Source organism: Pseudidiomarina sp. (assembly GCF_048267825.1).
Taxonomy (GTDB): Bacteria; Pseudomonadota; Gammaproteobacteria; order Enterobacterales; family Alteromonadaceae; genus Pseudidiomarina.
Genome location: NZ_JBLWWR010000003.1, coordinates 87751 through 102487 on the forward strand (window position 1 = coordinate 87751; position 14737 = coordinate 102487).

At 47.2% G+C, this 14737-nt stretch carries 14 protein-coding genes and 1 other RNA gene; 7 read left to right on the forward strand and 8 right to left on the reverse strand.

Going from position 1 to position 14737, the window contains the following annotated elements; translation table 11 throughout:
* Positions 1-18 precede the first annotated feature (18 nt).
* Positions 19-912, reverse strand: a complete 894-nt coding sequence (locus ACN0UN_RS04595; RefSeq protein WP_417658934.1) for an aspartyl protease family protein — start codon at positions 910-912, stop codon at positions 19-21.
* A 50-nt stretch (positions 913-962) separates the two neighbouring features.
* The gene (locus ACN0UN_RS04600) at positions 963-1874 is read right to left on the reverse strand and encodes a glycosyltransferase (RefSeq protein ID WP_417658935.1); all 912 of its coding nucleotides are present in this window, start codon (positions 1872-1874) and stop codon (positions 963-965) included.
* Positions 1875-2011: 137 nt separating this feature from the next.
* Here ACN0UN_RS04600 and ACN0UN_RS04605 point away from each other — a divergent pair, with 137 nt between their 5' ends.
* Together ACN0UN_RS04605 and ACN0UN_RS04610 are read left to right on the forward strand one after the other, a co-directional pair.
* The gene (locus ACN0UN_RS04605; RefSeq protein ID WP_417658936.1) at positions 2012-2893 is read left to right on the forward strand and encodes a hypothetical protein; all 882 of its coding nucleotides are present in this window, start codon (positions 2012-2014) and stop codon (positions 2891-2893) included.
* 105 nt (positions 2894-2998) lie between these two features.
* Positions 2999-3934, forward strand: coding sequence for an ATP-grasp domain-containing protein (locus ACN0UN_RS04610; RefSeq protein WP_417658937.1), 936 nt, complete (start codon positions 2999-3001; stop codon positions 3932-3934).
* Between the two features lie 53 nt (positions 3935-3987).
* Here ACN0UN_RS04610 and ACN0UN_RS04615 read toward each other — a convergent pair whose 3' ends face one another.
* The gene (locus ACN0UN_RS04615) at positions 3988-4335 is read right to left on the reverse strand and encodes a zinc ribbon domain-containing protein YjdM (RefSeq protein WP_417658938.1); all 348 of its coding nucleotides are present in this window, start codon (positions 4333-4335) and stop codon (positions 3988-3990) included.
* Positions 4336-4520: 185 nt separating this feature from the next.
* On the opposite strand from ACN0UN_RS04615, the gene ACN0UN_RS04620 reads away from it, so the two are divergent.
* Together ACN0UN_RS04620 and ACN0UN_RS04625 are read left to right on the forward strand one after the other, a co-directional pair.
* On the forward strand, positions 4521-4763 hold the full coding sequence (locus ACN0UN_RS04620; RefSeq protein WP_417658939.1) for a hypothetical protein: 243 nt from the start codon (positions 4521-4523) through the stop codon (positions 4761-4763).
* A gap of 114 nt (positions 4764-4877) precedes the next feature.
* On the forward strand, positions 4878-5003 hold the full coding sequence (locus tag ACN0UN_RS04625) for a hypothetical protein (RefSeq protein ID WP_417658940.1): 126 nt from the start codon (positions 4878-4880) through the stop codon (positions 5001-5003).
* Positions 5004-5057: 54 nt separating this feature from the next.
* Here the strand turns inward: ACN0UN_RS04625 and ssrA are convergent.
* The 4 genes from ssrA to ACN0UN_RS04645 form a co-directional block, all read right to left on the reverse strand.
* Positions 5058-5417, reverse strand: a transfer-messenger RNA (tmRNA) gene (gene ssrA / locus ACN0UN_RS04630).
* Between the two features lie 71 nt (positions 5418-5488).
* Positions 5489-6127, reverse strand: a complete 639-nt coding sequence (locus ACN0UN_RS04635; protein WP_417658941.1) for a cation transporter — start codon at positions 6125-6127, stop codon at positions 5489-5491.
* 116 nt (positions 6128-6243) lie between these two features.
* Positions 6244-8169, reverse strand: a complete 1926-nt coding sequence (locus tag ACN0UN_RS04640; RefSeq protein WP_417658942.1) for a S8 family serine peptidase — start codon at positions 8167-8169, stop codon at positions 6244-6246.
* A 187-nt stretch (positions 8170-8356) separates the two neighbouring features.
* A complete protein-coding gene (locus ACN0UN_RS04645) occupies positions 8357-9493 on the reverse strand; it encodes a GNAT family N-acetyltransferase/peptidase C39 family protein (RefSeq protein ID WP_128351930.1) in 1137 nt (378 codons plus the stop codon).
* A gap of 163 nt (positions 9494-9656) precedes the next feature.
* Here ACN0UN_RS04645 and purM point away from each other — a divergent pair, with 163 nt between their 5' ends.
* Positions 9657-10703 (forward strand): phosphoribosylformylglycinamidine cyclo-ligase, encoded by a 1047-nt coding sequence (purM, locus tag ACN0UN_RS04650; protein WP_417658943.1) that lies wholly within the window; start codon positions 9657-9659, stop codon positions 10701-10703.
* Positions 10700-11338, forward strand: coding sequence for a phosphoribosylglycinamide formyltransferase (purN, locus tag ACN0UN_RS04655; RefSeq protein ID WP_417658944.1), 639 nt, complete (start codon positions 10700-10702; stop codon positions 11336-11338). Before purM ends, purN begins: the two co-directional genes overlap by 4 nt.
* Here purN and ACN0UN_RS04660 read toward each other — a convergent pair.
* Positions 11335-12036, reverse strand: coding sequence for a DUF3108 domain-containing protein (locus ACN0UN_RS04660; RefSeq protein WP_417658945.1), 702 nt, complete (start codon positions 12034-12036; stop codon positions 11335-11337). The genes purN and ACN0UN_RS04660 overlap by 4 nt on opposite strands.
* 199 nt (positions 12037-12235) lie before the next feature.
* On the opposite strand from ACN0UN_RS04660, the gene fadE reads away from it, so the two are divergent.
* Entirely contained in the window at positions 12236-14695 is a 2460-nt protein-coding gene (gene fadE, locus ACN0UN_RS04665; protein WP_417658946.1) for an acyl-CoA dehydrogenase FadE, read from the forward strand.
* Positions 14696-14737 lie beyond the last annotated feature (42 nt).

Here is a 14737-nt window from a genome sequence, read left to right on the forward strand (position 1 = left end):
GCATTCCTCTTTATCTATTTACTCTGCGTGAATATGTCCGCGACCGAATTTATAGTCAATGGTTAAAATAAAGTGTTGCAGAACATCATAACCAAGTAAGCCATCAACACGCACGCTACCAACACGGCTATTTAACTCAGCTTCGGCCTCGCCGAACTTCGCATTAACGCCGGCTTCAGGTACCGTAATGCCCACATTCTCGAGTAAAAATGGACCAAAACCTAACGTTGGAATGCGGAAAAACTCGACATTCCCTGTTGTATTCACACCTTGTGAAATACCCTGTGTTAACGGGAACTGTGTTAGCCAACCGTTATTCTCTGCCACTTCACGACTTAAATAGACGCCGCTGGTACTGCCGGTATCGAGAATCAACCACACCTCAGTGTCGCCATTTAAATCGACTTTCACAATCGGATCACCAATGCCACGTCGAGGCCGCATGGGTAGATTTTTAACGTTGGCCATATCAATCGAGTCATGATCAATAAACCGCATACGACTATTTGGGTAATCGAACTGCAACACGAATTGCTCAAGTACAGGCGAGCCTAAAATAATCGCCGTATCTTCGCCGCCAAAATTGAGCTCAACATAATCTAATGCCAGGCTTTGACCGAACATATCGGTTTTAACGTCACGGTAAGCAATGCGCTCTTTCGTACCGTGTGCGCCTTGAACTTTAATTTTACCGCGGTGTTTCTTTGGAGTAAGCCCATGTTTTTCTATAAACGCCTGATTAATCCCATTAATATTGGCGCCTGAATCCATAATGGCCCAGCCTTCAACACCTTCAACTTGAACTTTGACACGAATATGGCCGCTGTCATGTTCGAAAGGCACCCATCCTGAAACGCCAGCCATTGCCGACGCTGAAAATATGAAACTGATAACGATTAGTAGCTTACGCACAATACAACTCCTTTTGTTATTTGAATATTTTGGGGCTCGTTAATAAAAAATCAGCGCGAAAATAACTTGTCTTTTAGTCGACGATTTGCGGTACGTAAGCGCGCTGACAGAGTATCTTTTTTATAACGCCCTTTCTCTTCATGGCGAATTATCGAAACCTGCTTTATCGGGCGCGGTGTACCATGCGTGCCGAGTATCCAGCGGAACGCTCGGTCTTCGTATGTTTTTACCCAGCGCTCCTGCGGCTGTTGATAGCAATTAATCTGCTCACAGTAACCATATTTACGGGCGGCATCACCGTGCACAATTTGAACAGCACCCGTTGCTTTTTCAAATGTATGCGCCTTAAATTTTTCCGGAACGAGTACCGACAAATCAACCCCAAACTTTTTCTCATTGCTCTTGCACGAATTAAGCAGCGCATCGTTTTTACACAACAAAGCCGTTCGCTTTACATGTTCAGGGAAAACCAAAATAGAGCGTTCTTTCGAAAGCTGCTTATGCAGCGAGCTGCATGTTTCTGGGCCAAAAATCACATCACAATCAGTAAACCAAATCCAGTCGGCGCGCGTGCTTTTTGCTGCTTGATTACGCCCAATAGCGCGGCGCAACAAGCTTGTTTTAGGTAATGGTTGGAAGTTCCAGCGAATGTTCTTAACGTCAAGTTGCTTATAATGTGCAATCAACTCCACCGTTTTCTTGTCTGCTTCACTGTAGAACCCCGTGTAAATTATTTCAAAATCTTCCGGGGGATAATCCACCAATGATTGCAATTGAAAGGCGAGTAGATGAGAGTATTGCCAACAGTGCGATACAACTTCAAAGGTTTTTAGCGGCTTGGGGTTATGATTTATGAATGGATCGCTAGGTGTTGGATAGAACCACCGCGCCGGCACATAGCCAGAAGCCGCGAAGCGAAGAAAAAATTCCAAGCCCGAGTTCATCATTGTTGGTAAGCTCATAACGTCAGCCCTATTTAATTATTATTATTGTAATAGTGGTAGTTTGCTTCGAAATTTAACCCTAAAGTAACTCGCGGTACCTGAAAAGAAAAAGTTTGTTAAAAATACGAAATTCAACTTAAGGTTCTCGTACAACTATGTCAATTGTTAAAACAATTCAGTATCATCTACTCCGTAAATACAAATCAATTGCTGGTATCTACCTCAAACGTAATGCCGACAAAATGCTTTCCGCCCGTTGGGCGCAGCAACAGGGGCAATTTCAGCGCGCACCAAGCGGCATTAGTCAAACCGTGATGGTAAATTTAACGTCGTTTCCAGCGCGCTTTGCTACCTTGCACTTAACCTTGAAGTCGCTGCTATTACAAAATACCCAGTTTGACCAACTCAACTTGTGGCTCTATCAGAACGACATCGCGCAGCTACCCAGTTCAGTGACAGAATTAACCCAGCACGGCTTAACCATATTGCCGGTAGCTAAAGACATACGTTCGTATAAAAAGCTTATTCCTGCGTTGCAACAATTTCCGGATGCCTTTCATGTTACCGCCGACGATGACATCTACTACCGCGAAAACTGGCTGCACGAATTGACGCGCAATTATCACGGCGACAATTCTGAAATTCTCTGCTGGCGGGCGCACCGCATTATGATAGATAAACGCACCAAGCAAGTACTGCCCTACCGTAAGTGGGAACCTAAAACAGAAGTGCGTGGGCCTGATCCATTACTATTTTTCACCAGTGGCGGTGGTGTGTTGTTTCCACCGAGGTGCCTTGGCGAGCAAGCCATCAATAGTGAACTTGCCCAGCAACTTGCGCCCTACGCCGATGACTTGTGGTGGTATTTTATGGCTCGGGTTAATGAATGCAGCATTCGCCGTGTGGGTGACAACCCCAAGTTAATCACCTGGAAAGGCAGTAAAGGCGAATCATTGTGGACGTTTAACAAGCAAGAAACTGGCGGCAACGACCACCAGTTTGCTCAGTTAAATGCATATTTTGGTGTGTTTAAATAAGCGCGGCTTATAGCCGCAAAATCTAGCATATAACGTTTTGAAATTGCTCATTGAGTACCTTCTGCGTTGTAATACGACCTCACAACGACTCATCGAGAGGTTCATATGCGCGAGATTGTCATTATTCACGAAAACGAAGAATGGTTGGTGCCATTGCGCGAAGAGTTTAAACAACGTGGTGTTAGGGCAACCGAATGGTTTTTAGATACCGGCGTGGTGCCATTTACCGAACAACCTCAAGACGCTGTTTACTACAATCGCATGAGTGCCTCATCGCATACCCGTGGACACCGTTTCGCGCCAGAATATACACGTGCTGTGCTGACTTGGCTGGAAAGCCACAACCGCAAAGTTGTCAACGACACCCGTGCATTAGCACTGGAAGTTTGCAAACTTTCGCAATACGCAGTCTTGCAACGGGCGGGCCTTCGTGTTCCCAAAACCCACGCAGTCATTGGTCAGCAACACCTTGTCAGCGCAGCCAAAGCATTCAATCAATGGCCGTTAATACTTAAGCCAAATCGCGGTGGCAAAGGGTTAGGTGTTCAACGCTTTAATTCGCTCGATGAACTGGCGCGTTACCGAGATAACAACGCACTTGAGGCACCGCTTGATGGAACTTGGTTGTTGCAGGAATACATTCAGCCCAAACAACCATTTATTACGCGCGCCGAATTTGTCGGCCAAGAATTTGTTTATACCGTTCAGGTTAATACCGAAGATGGCTTTGAACTCTGCCCAGCCGACAACTGCAGCATTGAAGATCAGTTTTGCCCAACCGATCAACAATCACAAAAATTTTCGATAACCCACCGTTTTGATGACCATGCAATTATTGCAAAGCTCCAGCAGTTCTTACGCGACAGCGGTATTGATGTGGCTGGTATCGAGTTTATTGAAAATGATCAGGGTGAGCTTTTCGTTTACGACGTGAACACCAATACCAATTACAACCAAGCGGCTGAACAGCGCGCTGATGTTTCGCACACTGGTATGGGTGCATTGGCTGAGTATTTAATTGGATTGGCAAAAACCAGTTAAATCGTGCTCGAAGCGATGCCGACTTAGCAAGCGCTAAGTCGGCGCGCCCTGGATTATTCGTCTTGTCCGCTTTGGCGTTTCACAAACTGTGACTTCAACATCATGTCGCCTGCACCATCGACTTTACAATCAATGTCATGATCGCCATCAACAAAGCGCTTTATCACCGCCTTGGTGCCTACTTTCAGCACCAATGACGAGCCTTTCACTTTCAGGTCTTTAATCAAGGTCACCTTATCGCCTTCTGCCAACGGCGTGCCATTGGCGTCTTTCACCTGAACAGCATCGTCTTCAACAACTTCGTTCGGGTTCCACTCATGACCGCATTCAGGACAAATCAGCAGCGCTTGGTCTTCATACACATAACTTGAATCACACTTCGGGCAATTGGGTAGGCTCATGGTTTCACTTCTTAATTAGAGATAGCGGTTAACAATGGCGTGATCATAGCGTTTTAGCGTAGAAAATAGAATCTTTCCACCACAAGCAACGTGCCTCATCGTGGAAAACTAACCAATCTGAGCTAGACTTTAAATTGCCTAAAGTATGAAACTCAAATGCAACTCAATCGAGTTGAGGAGGCGTTATGAACTTAGACGCTATATTACGAGACCCATCAGCTGCCTACAAAAAGCCTGACGATATTTTGAACGACAGCAATCTCAGCTACGATGAGAAGTTAGAAGTTCTGGAGCAATGGGAATATGACGCACTTGAGCTTCAAGTTGCCACCGATGAAAATATGCCCGGCGCGAAAGAAACTCCCTTGGATGAGATTCTTGCAGCCAAGAAAAAGCTGAAAGCAATCAGTGGCAAGTCCATGACATAGAGCGTAGCACTCAATATCAGGATTAGTGGAAATATTAAAAAACTAGACTAGATTTCAATCTGACCGGGGCAATTTAGCTCTGGTTTCACGTCACCTGATTGCGAGGTATACAACATGAGCATTAAAGCAGGTCAAAAATCCAAAACGGAATCTACTGGAAAAGCCGATAAACGCCAAAGCGTTACACCGGGAAGTAAAACAAAGAATCCGTCAGTAAAGAAACAAGAGCATAAAAAGTAATTGTTATGCTGTAAAAACAAAAACGCCGCTCAATGAGCGGCGTTTTATTGGTATTGGTGGAGCTGGCGGGAGTTGAACCCGCGTCCGTAATACCTACATCCTCGGTCCTACATGCTTAGTCAGTCTTTTAATTAATCACCAAGTCGCCGACAGACAGGCTACTTAAGGTGACGATCCCGATTGGTTTTAACGCTTTGGCTACGGGCGAAGCCTCCACGCGAGTTTGCTTTAGGGTGAACCGACTGATCCTAGTCTCACAAACAAAGCGCTAGGGGTCGGGCACAGCGGGTTATTAAGCCGCTAGAGCGTAGTTGTCGTCGTTTGCAACTATTAGGTTGAGGCTTTTTACGAGGCCAGCCTCACCTCGGCATGCACCTTGGGTTTCGTGTATCCCGTCGAATCCAAATCAGCCCCAAGTACTGCTTCAGTCTACACCTATATGGTGCCGTTGTCAGCTATTTCAAGTGCAACACAAACAATTATTACTAGCCACAACAACTGGAAATATCCGTCAACTCGCCCCGCTTCACTTTACGCGCGTCACCGATAATACGTACTGCCGAGTGCGCAACAAATAAAGCTATCACCAGCGCAATAAGTAAATCAGGCCATGCTTGCTGCTGCGAGCCCACCAGTAACGCTGAGAAAATTACGCCAGTGTTCATTAACATATCATTACGCGAACAAATCCAACTGGCACGAATGTTAATATCGCCGTTACGCGAACTGTATAACAACAGAAAACACGCAATATTTACCACCAGCGCTAAGGTCGCAATCGATAACATGGTGTCAGCATCGGGGTTACTTCCCACAACATAACGTTTTATAACATCAATAATCACAAGGCTGGCTAACGACAGTTGCAGAATACCATTTAGTAACGCAGCATTGGCTTTGTAACGTAAGGCTTTACCTACAGCGTATAGGCTGACTGAATAAACCAACGCATCAGCTAACATATCAAGCGAATCAGCAATGAGTCCGCTTGATTCTGCTATCCACCCCGCCACAAATTCCACCACAAACATGATGGCGTTCAAAATCAACACGATCCAAAGTAACTGGCGCTGTTTCTTATCCAATTGTTGTTGTTCTGATGAGATATCACAACATTCTGCCATGCCAAACTCCGGCCGAAAAATTAAGGCTGAATTCTACCACAAACGCGACAATGCAAAAAATCGACACAAAAAAACCCGCGTTAAAACGCGGGTTTTACGTACAACAATGGCCTTAATTATTGCCATTCAACCAGTAGGTCTACGCCTGAATAGGCTTGATAACCTTGTAAGCTGACATACCAACGGCCACTGCCTGGATTGTCAATCGCGCAGGTTTCGTTGTTGCCTGAACGATACGGACGACAATCATAGCTTGACTCAGTTGGCTGTGAGCCCTGACGAACATACAAGTCAGCATCGCCTGTTCCACCTGACATGGTTACATTCAAAGTTGTCATGCCTGCTGGCAAATCAACATAGTAATGCGTCCATGAACCGGTTGCACCAGACAGGTCGGTTGCTGAAGCAGAACCGCCTTCACCACCACCACTGGTTGGCTCGGTGAACGACCCAGTCAGGTTAACGCCCGAGAAGCTCGAATAAGCGCGTACCATCACATGGTAGGTACCTGCTTGTACGTTCGAAATGGTACAAGTTTCGGTATTACCACCAAGATAAGGTCGGCAGTCATAGGTTGACGTGGTTGGCTGCGAGCCAAAGCGCACATACAAGTCAGCATCGCCCGAACCGCCGTTTATATTGAAGCTTAAGTCAGTTGCGCCCGCAGGCACATCCAAGGTGTAGTAAAGCGCATCACCGGTTGATGCCGCTAGGTTCGAAACCGTTGCACCATTACTTAACTCATTATTCGCTGGTGGCTCTTGACCACCGCCACCGGCACAGCCGTTTGCGGTAATGTAATCAACAGCATCTTTGGTTTGCACCAAACCGTAACCGAAGCGCACGTCACGCCCGGCAGAACCTAAATCTTCTGCGGTGGCGTTTAATGCATCACGAATTTGCTGCGCACTACAACTTGGATGGTGTGACCATACCAATGCTGCAACACCCGCTACGTGCGGCGATGCCATTGAGGTACCGCTCATGGTGCCGTAGTTACCTTGGCTTCCGGTACCTTCAGGGTATGTTGATAAAACATCAACGCCTGGGGCGGCAATCTCAACTTGGCTGTTTTTCTGTGAAAACGACGCCAGAGACTTACTGCTATCAAGTGCCGCGACCGACATAACCGCGTTGTAAGAAGCTGGGTAAGACAATGCATCGGTAGAGCTGTACGCAGAACCGTCGTTACCGGCGGCAGCTATCAATAGCACGCCTTGGTTAAACAAGTTATCCATAGCGTTGGCTTCTGTTTGACTTGAGCCACCGCCGCCTAAGCTCATATTCACCACATCGGAGCCGTTATCAGCACAGGTTTCAATGGCCGCGACCAATGAAGACGAGTAGCCCCACCCGCTTGAATTAAACACCTTCACAATGTGCATGTTGGGATTGCTACCAATCACACCGCGCACACCCAATCCATTGTTTAATGCTGCAATGGTACCCGCCACATGGGTGCCGTGTGGGCCGCCTTCGTCGTACCAATTACCAGTACCACTGTCATTGGTACCATTGATGGTATCAAAACGTGTACCCATGTCTTCGTGCGGAAGGTCTAGTCCCGAGTCAATCACACAGATTTTTTTACCGCCAGAGGCAGCTGACGCGACACTGTCGTCAACTTGATCGGCTTGAACCATGCCAATACCGTAGGGTACGGTTTGCGCCATAAACCGGCGTTTCTGGTCGACTTCAATGTATTCAACGTTCGGATTTTTTTCGAATCGCTTCTTGTCCTTTTCGCTCATTTCGGCGGCAATAGCCAAATTATGGCGCATGCTCACTTTAACTTTACCACCAGCCTTCTCAACCATGCTGCGTGCATGAGCCAAAGCGAGCTCAGAGCGACCGCGACTATTGGCTTTATTCACAGCTTTGCTGTTTTCTTTGAATTTTATGATATAGCGCTGTGATTGCGCTGAATCGGCTTGTTGAACTGCTTGTAATGGTTGGGCTTTCGAGTGGTCAGGAGGCTGCGCTACGGCTGCAGAAATCGATACTGCCAACGCGGACAGAGTAAGGATACTTAGTTTATTCATGCTGTATTATCTCTTTTAGTTTTTATTCATTGACTTGTTGCAAGCCAGTGATACACAGCAGCGGCGGGATACAACGTTTGGCTGCAAGAACTGGTGGTTAAAAACACACCAGTTGTCACAATCTAACAAAGCTTCAGTAACTTACGAATACATACAAAGTTAAGGGATGGTAAAGAGAATCAATCAATTACTGTTTCGGACGGCTTAATACAACGGCAGCCTTTTGCTTGCGCTTGCCGAAGCCAAACGCGCGACGGAAGGTCGCTAGCGGAATTGGTAAATATTGCCGTTCGGCGGCTGATTGCCACGGTAAACTGTCCTGATCGGGGTCATTAATGTACACATAGTGCTCGTCGGCGGCGCAAATAAGCACCCAATGCGGCGCTTTGCTTTCGTCAAAAACATAGGTGCTTATCAAGGCGACCACCAATTTACCTTCACCAAGATCACGCAGTAGCTTGGCTAACGGGTAGTCTCCAACAATTATTGGCACTTTGGCTGCTTCTAACGCAGCGATGTCGGACTCCTGGATGCGCGCCATTATTTGCTTTTTATCAGCGCTGCGCACCGAGTCTAATAGCAAGGGGCCTTTTTCACTCACATGCAACTGAACCGTTAAACCACGTTTGAATGCGGCACGCGCTAAACCGTGCGGGCCGCAACCACCATGCCCTGAGGTCATAAAAATGGTGGTGGCTTCACGCCAAATCTCAAGCTCTTCATGATGCGGGTCATTGCAAGGGATATCAAAATAAGCCATGGCCATTAATAAACTGGCTGGCCCACAGGTAAATTCGGTGGTTTGAGTGCGGTACGGCACCAGGCGCTGATTTTCGTTATCAAGCTCATTAAATTCAAAGCGCGGCAACAACTTTTGCAGCACCAGTGCGTCACTGTCGTCCTCATAGTATTCTGGCCGAATTTCCATGTCGTAATAACCCGCATGGTGATACATTTTTAACGCGGCAAAGTTATCAATCTTCACTTCCAGGCGCATAAACAGGCAGTGCTTCTCATCGGCTGCAGCTTCTGCTGTATCAAGCAACAAGCGGCCGATTCCGCAACGACGAAATTCCGGGTCAACGGCAAGTGAATAGAGGCGCGCCAGCTCGGTCGCTTGGCGATAAAGCACAATAAAATAGCCAACCACGCGCCCTTCAAATTTGGCAACTCTGAAATCGCCAATGTTTTGATCAATAAAGCGTTTGAAGCTACGACGGCTTATTCGGTCGGTTACGAAGCTACGAATTTCTAACTGTTCGAGCTCGTCCAAATCATCACGATTCGCAGCAACGAGTTCAATCTGGTTCAAGCTAAGTTGCATTGCACTGCCATAGCGTGGCTTTCACGCGCAAAGAAATGAACGTTTATTATAATCTTAAATGTGAATGAGAAAACAACTATCTGCGATCAATACGCTATCGCGCAAAGCGACCGAAAGTGTTAAACTTGCGCGCAAATTTTTTGCCCGAGCTGAGGACCCACCCGTGAGCAATGATAAACCATCTTTAAGTTACAAAGACGCTGGTGTCGATATCGACGCAGGTAATGCCCTGGTTGAACGTATCAAAGGTGTTACCAAACGCACCAAGCGCCCCGAAGTAATGGGTAGCATTGGTGGATTCGGTGCATTGTGTGAGTTGCCAACCAAGTACAAACAACCGGTTTTAGTTTCTGGCACTGACGGCGTGGGCACCAAATTACGCTTGGCTATCGACTTGAAAAAACACGACACCGTGGGCATCGACTTAGTTGCCATGTGTGTGAATGACCTCATTGTGCAAGGTGCAGAGCCACTGTTTTTCCTGGACTACTACGCCACCGGCAAACTCGACATTGATGTTGCTGCAGACGTAGTAACGGGCATTGGCGAAGGCTGTGTGCAAGCTGGCTGTGCCTTGATTGGCGGTGAAACCGCTGAAATGCCAAGCATGTACGAGCATGGCGATTACGACATTGCTGGTTTTTGTGTCGGTGTTGTTGAAAAAGAACAAATCATTGACGGCACCAAAGTTGCTCCGGGTGATGCATTGGTAGCCCTTGGCTCTTCTGGCCCGCATTCAAACGGTTATTCGTTAGTTCGCAAAATTCTTGAAGTAAGCGGCGTTAACCCCAGCGAAGAAATGCTTGATGGTAAGCCCCTTGCTGAACACCTGTTAGCACCAACCAAAATTTACGTGAAGTCAGTATTGGCGTTGCTCGAACAGTGTGACGTGCATGCCATTTCCCACATCACCGGTGGCGGCTTCTGGGAAAACATTCCACGCGTACTGCCTGAATCAGCCAAAGCCGTTGTTGATGACAGCAGTTGGGAATGGCCATTGGTGTTTAACTGGTTACAACACAACGGTAACGTGACCACCAAAGAAATGTACCGCACCTTTAATTGCGGCGTTGGCTTAATCATTGCTATGCCGAATGAACAAGCCGAGCGCGCGGTTGCCCTATTGCGTGAACACGGTGAAGACGCATGGGTAATTGGCCAAGTGGCAGCACGTAGTGGCGATGAAGCGCAGGTTGAAATTCATTCATGAAGCGTATTGTCGTTTTAATCAGCGGTTCTGGCACCAACATGCAGGCAATTATTGACGCCTGCCAAGCCGGTAAAATTGCTGGTGAAGTGGTTGCTGTTATCAGTAATAAAGCCGGCGTGGCTGGGCTTGATAAAGCCCAAGCTGCTGGCGTACCAACCGCTGTGCTCTCGCACAAAGACTTCGACTCACGTGAAGCTTATGACCAAGAACTGCAACAGCTGATTGACGGCTACGCGCCTGATTTGATTGTGCTGGCCGGCTTTATGCGCATTCTGACACCTGACTTCACCCGCCATTACCATGGCCGAATGCTCAACATCCACCCTTCGCTATTGCCTAAATACAAAGGGATAAACACGCATCAACGCGCATTAGATGCGGGTGACACCGAGCACGGTGTCAGCGTTCATTTTGTCACCGAAGAGCTTGATGGCGGCCCCGTAATTCTGCAAGCCACCATTCCGGTGTTTGCCGGTGACACAGCAGCAGATCTGCAGGCACGTGTGCACACGCAAGAACACGCTATTTATCCATTGGTGGTAAGTTGGTTCTGCAAAGGCCGCTTGCGTTTAACTGCAAACGGCGCTGAATTGGATGATCAACCGCTGGGCCCGTCAGGTTACGCGGCTGATTAATTAATATGGCTTAGCTGCAGTGTGGCAACCTCGTCACCGTCTTCGCGCTGAGCCATTTTCACTAATACATAGTCTAAGTCAGGCGCAAACCAATAGTCAGTTTCGCGGCTGGAGTTTTCACGCACCCGTTCAACCTTAATCGCTTCAACAGCACCATAAGGCAATTGCAACTGTTCTGTTCCCGCCCGACGAAAGGTTAGTTCGTCAGCCTGCCCTTTTTCATCGAGCACATAATAAACAAATGAATCATTTTTTGAGTGCTGCAAATCATAGCGCAACTGTTCAATGCTGGCAGCTTCATCCATTGCGTATTTACTAGCGTCAAGCGGCAAGGTTTGCTTGGATTCATTGTTTATAATCACCTTATTGGCATGATCAAAAGTGCCACTAAAGCCTTTATTCCGCCCGGTTCCAGAGCGTTTATAGTCAAATTTATGTGACTTTATCTGGTCGTTGTTAACTGTGAACTCAGACCAAAACTGGCGACGGTCAGATAAAAACAGTAACGAAATTTCAGTTTCTGTGTACAAACTGTAGGTACCGTCGCTTAAAGACACTCGCCGCAGCGCTTCACCATAATTACTGCCGCCACGTTGAACTTCATAGCGTGTTTCATAGGTGCTTAATTCAGTTGCCTGCACGACACTCGTCCCTGCAGCCAATACGCACACAAAACCAATAAACTGAATAACTTTCATAGATATTCCTAGCATTGTTCATAATCCAGAATGGATACTATTTCGTTAAGACATACAACACGAGGTAAAGTTTAAACATTTCGACAAAGAATAGTCGTTCGCTCACCGTTTTTTCCCTTGAAAAATGTGATCAAACCGACTACCCTCAACGTAAGCATTACTGGTCAGACCTGTTATCAGAACAACGGAGTTAAGTAACATGAGCATTGCCTTATGGGTTATCGCTACCCTACTCGTTTTGGGTGGTTTTTTGTATTATCGCAGCTCGCTGCTCATTACGAGCATCGGCTTAGTTGGTTTATTCGCCATTGGTAGCTGGTTCGACATTGTCGGCCCGGTACTTTGGGTGCTGTTGGCTGTGGTGTTGCTGCCACTAAACATTACGGCTTTTCGCCGTGGCGTTTTATCAAAAGGAATTTTGGATGCATACCGTAAAGTTATGCCAGAAATTTCAGAAACTGAGAAAGACGCAATTGACGCTGGCACCACGTGGTGGGAAGGCGAATTATTCCGTGGCGCACCGGCCTGGAAAAAACTTCACAGCATTCAAAAAGCAGAATTAAGCGCTGAAGAAAAAGCATTCTTAGAAGGGCCATGTGAAGAACTCTGCAAAATGATGAATGATTGGGAAGCGACCCATGAACTTGCAGACATGCCAGAGCACGTGTGGCAATACCTGAAAGATCACAAGTTCTTCGCCATGATCATTAAAAAAGAATACGGCGGCCTAGAATTCTCAGCTTATGCGCAATCACGCGTGCTGCAGAAAGTTGCTGGGGTCAGCACAATTTTGGCCTCAACCATTGGTGTGCCAAACTCTTTAGGCCCAGGTGAATTGCTGCAACATTATGGTACCAAAGAGCAAAAAGACCATTACCTGCCGCGCCTGGCCAACGGTTTGGAAATTCCATGTTTCGCGCTAACTAGCCCAGAAGCTGGTTCAGATGCAGGCTCAATTCCAGATACCGGTGTGATTTGCAAAGGTGAATGGGAAGGCAAGGAAATTGTCGGTATCCGTTTAAACTTTGACAAGCGCTATATTACGCTTGCGCCTGTAGCGACTGTACTTGGTTTGGCCTTTAAATTGTCTGACCCAGACAAGTTACTCGGCGACAAAGAAGAATTAGGTATTACCGCGGCACTGATTCCGCACGACACCAAAGGTGTTGAAACCGGTCGTCGTCATTTCCCGCTAAACGTACCATTCCAAAATGGCCCAGTGCGCGGCAAAGATGTATTTGTACCGCTTGACTACATTATTGGTGGTCCAAAAATGGCCGGTAAAGGCTGGCGTATGCTGGTTGAATGTTTATCGGTTGGCCGTGCTATCACCTTGCCGTCAAACAGTGCGGGCGGTGTTAAATCAATCGCGTTAGCAACAGGTGCTTATTCTTACATTCGCCGTCAATTCCGCTTACCTATTGGTAAAATGGAAGGTGTGCAAGAAGCGTTAGCACGCTTAGGCGGTAATGCTTACTTAATGGACGCGGTAACCAGCTTCTCCACCAAAGGCATCGACCTTGGTGAAAAGCCATCGGTAATTTCTGCAATTGCGAAATACCACATGACTGAAAAACTTCGCGAATGTATGGACGACGCGATGGATATTCATGGCGGTAAAGGTATCTGTTTAGGTCCAAATAACTATTTAGGCCGTGGTTACCAAGGTGTTCCCGTTGCAATCACCGTAGAAGGCGCGAATATTTTAACGCGTAACCTGATGATTTATGGTCAAGGCGCAATTCGTTGTCACCCTTATGTTCTTGAAGAAATGCTGGCTTCAGCAGAAACCAATGCTGAAGGCTTGAAGCGTTTTGATAAAGCCATTTGGGGCCATATCGGTTTCGGTATGAGCAACTTTGTGCGCTCACTGGTGCTTGGCTTAGGCTTCTGGCGCTTCACCAGCTCGCCATATAGCGACAGCACAGCGCAATACTACAAAAAAATGAACCGCTTTAGCGCTAACCTGGCTCTATTGTCAGACGTTGCCATGGGTGTACTTGGCGGCTCACTGAAGCGTAAGCAGCGCATTTCTGCGCGCCTCGGCGACATGTTGAGCTACATGTTCATTGCTTCGGCAACGCTAAAACGCTTTGAAGACGAAGGCCGTCAGAAAGACGACCTGCCATTGCTGCATTGGGCCTTGCAAGACACCTTGTACAAGCTGCAAGAAAGTCAGCTTGCATTGCTGGATAACTTCGGTGCCGTGGGCACCACCATGAAAGTTGTGATGTATCCATTTGGCCGCATTGTGAAACGCCCTTCTGATCGTTTAGACAGTAAAGTTGCTAAAATCTTGCTTAAACCAAACGCCAGCCGTGAACGTTTAGGTCAGGGTCAATTCATAGCGCCTGAAGGTCAATTCGGTTATCTAGAGCAAACGCTACGTGACATCATTGAAGCAGAGCCACTGTTCGACCGAGTGCGCAAAGCTGCTGATGACCGTCGCATGCCGTTCATGTTCCTTGACCAAGTTGCCGCGAAAGGCAAAGAACTTGGTGTACTGAGTGACGAAGAAGTTGAATTACTTCGCCGCGCAGAACAAGGTCGCTTGCGCGTGATTAACGTGGACGATTTCGCCCATGAAGATCTGATTGCAGGCAAGCACGCACGTGAGGTAGCGCTAGCAAGCGTAAAGAAGCAAGATAGCGCGGCATAACAGCCAGTTATCCTGAATCAAAGGCCAATCCTCGCGATTGGC

What these genes read in the sequence shown, in the direction of transcription:
- fadE (WP_417658946.1), top strand. Translation starts at nt 12,236, where the DNA reads ATGAGCATTGCCTTATGGGTTATCGCTACCCTACTCGTTTTGGGTGGT.
- ACN0UN_RS04635 (WP_417658941.1), bottom strand. Translation starts at nt 6,127, where the DNA reads ATGGCAGAATGTTGTGATATCTCATCAGAACAACAACAATTGGATAAG.
- ACN0UN_RS04620 (WP_417658939.1), top strand. Translation starts at nt 4,521, where the DNA reads ATGAACTTAGACGCTATATTACGAGACCCATCAGCTGCCTACAAAAAG.
- ACN0UN_RS04640 (WP_417658942.1), bottom strand. Translation starts at nt 8,169, where the DNA reads ATGAATAAACTAAGTATCCTTACTCTGTCCGCGTTGGCAGTATCGATT.
- ACN0UN_RS04600 (WP_417658935.1), bottom strand. Translation starts at nt 1,874, where the DNA reads ATGAGCTTACCAACAATGATGAACTCGGGCTTGGAATTTTTTCTTCGC.
- ACN0UN_RS04625 (WP_417658940.1), top strand. Translation starts at nt 4,878, where the DNA reads ATGAGCATTAAAGCAGGTCAAAAATCCAAAACGGAATCTACTGGAAAA.
- ACN0UN_RS04610 (WP_417658937.1), top strand. Translation starts at nt 2,999, where the DNA reads ATGCGCGAGATTGTCATTATTCACGAAAACGAAGAATGGTTGGTGCCA.
- ACN0UN_RS04615 (WP_417658938.1), bottom strand. Translation starts at nt 4,335, where the DNA reads ATGAGCCTACCCAATTGCCCGAAGTGTGATTCAAGTTATGTGTATGAA.
- ACN0UN_RS04645 (WP_128351930.1), bottom strand. Translation starts at nt 9,493, where the DNA reads ATGCAACTTAGCTTGAACCAGATTGAACTCGTTGCTGCGAATCGTGAT.
- ACN0UN_RS04605 (WP_417658936.1), top strand. Translation starts at nt 2,012, where the DNA reads ATGTCAATTGTTAAAACAATTCAGTATCATCTACTCCGTAAATACAAA.
- ACN0UN_RS04660 (WP_417658945.1), bottom strand. Translation starts at nt 12,036, where the DNA reads ATGAAAGTTATTCAGTTTATTGGTTTTGTGTGCGTATTGGCTGCAGGG.
- purN (WP_417658944.1), top strand. Translation starts at nt 10,700, where the DNA reads ATGAAGCGTATTGTCGTTTTAATCAGCGGTTCTGGCACCAACATGCAG.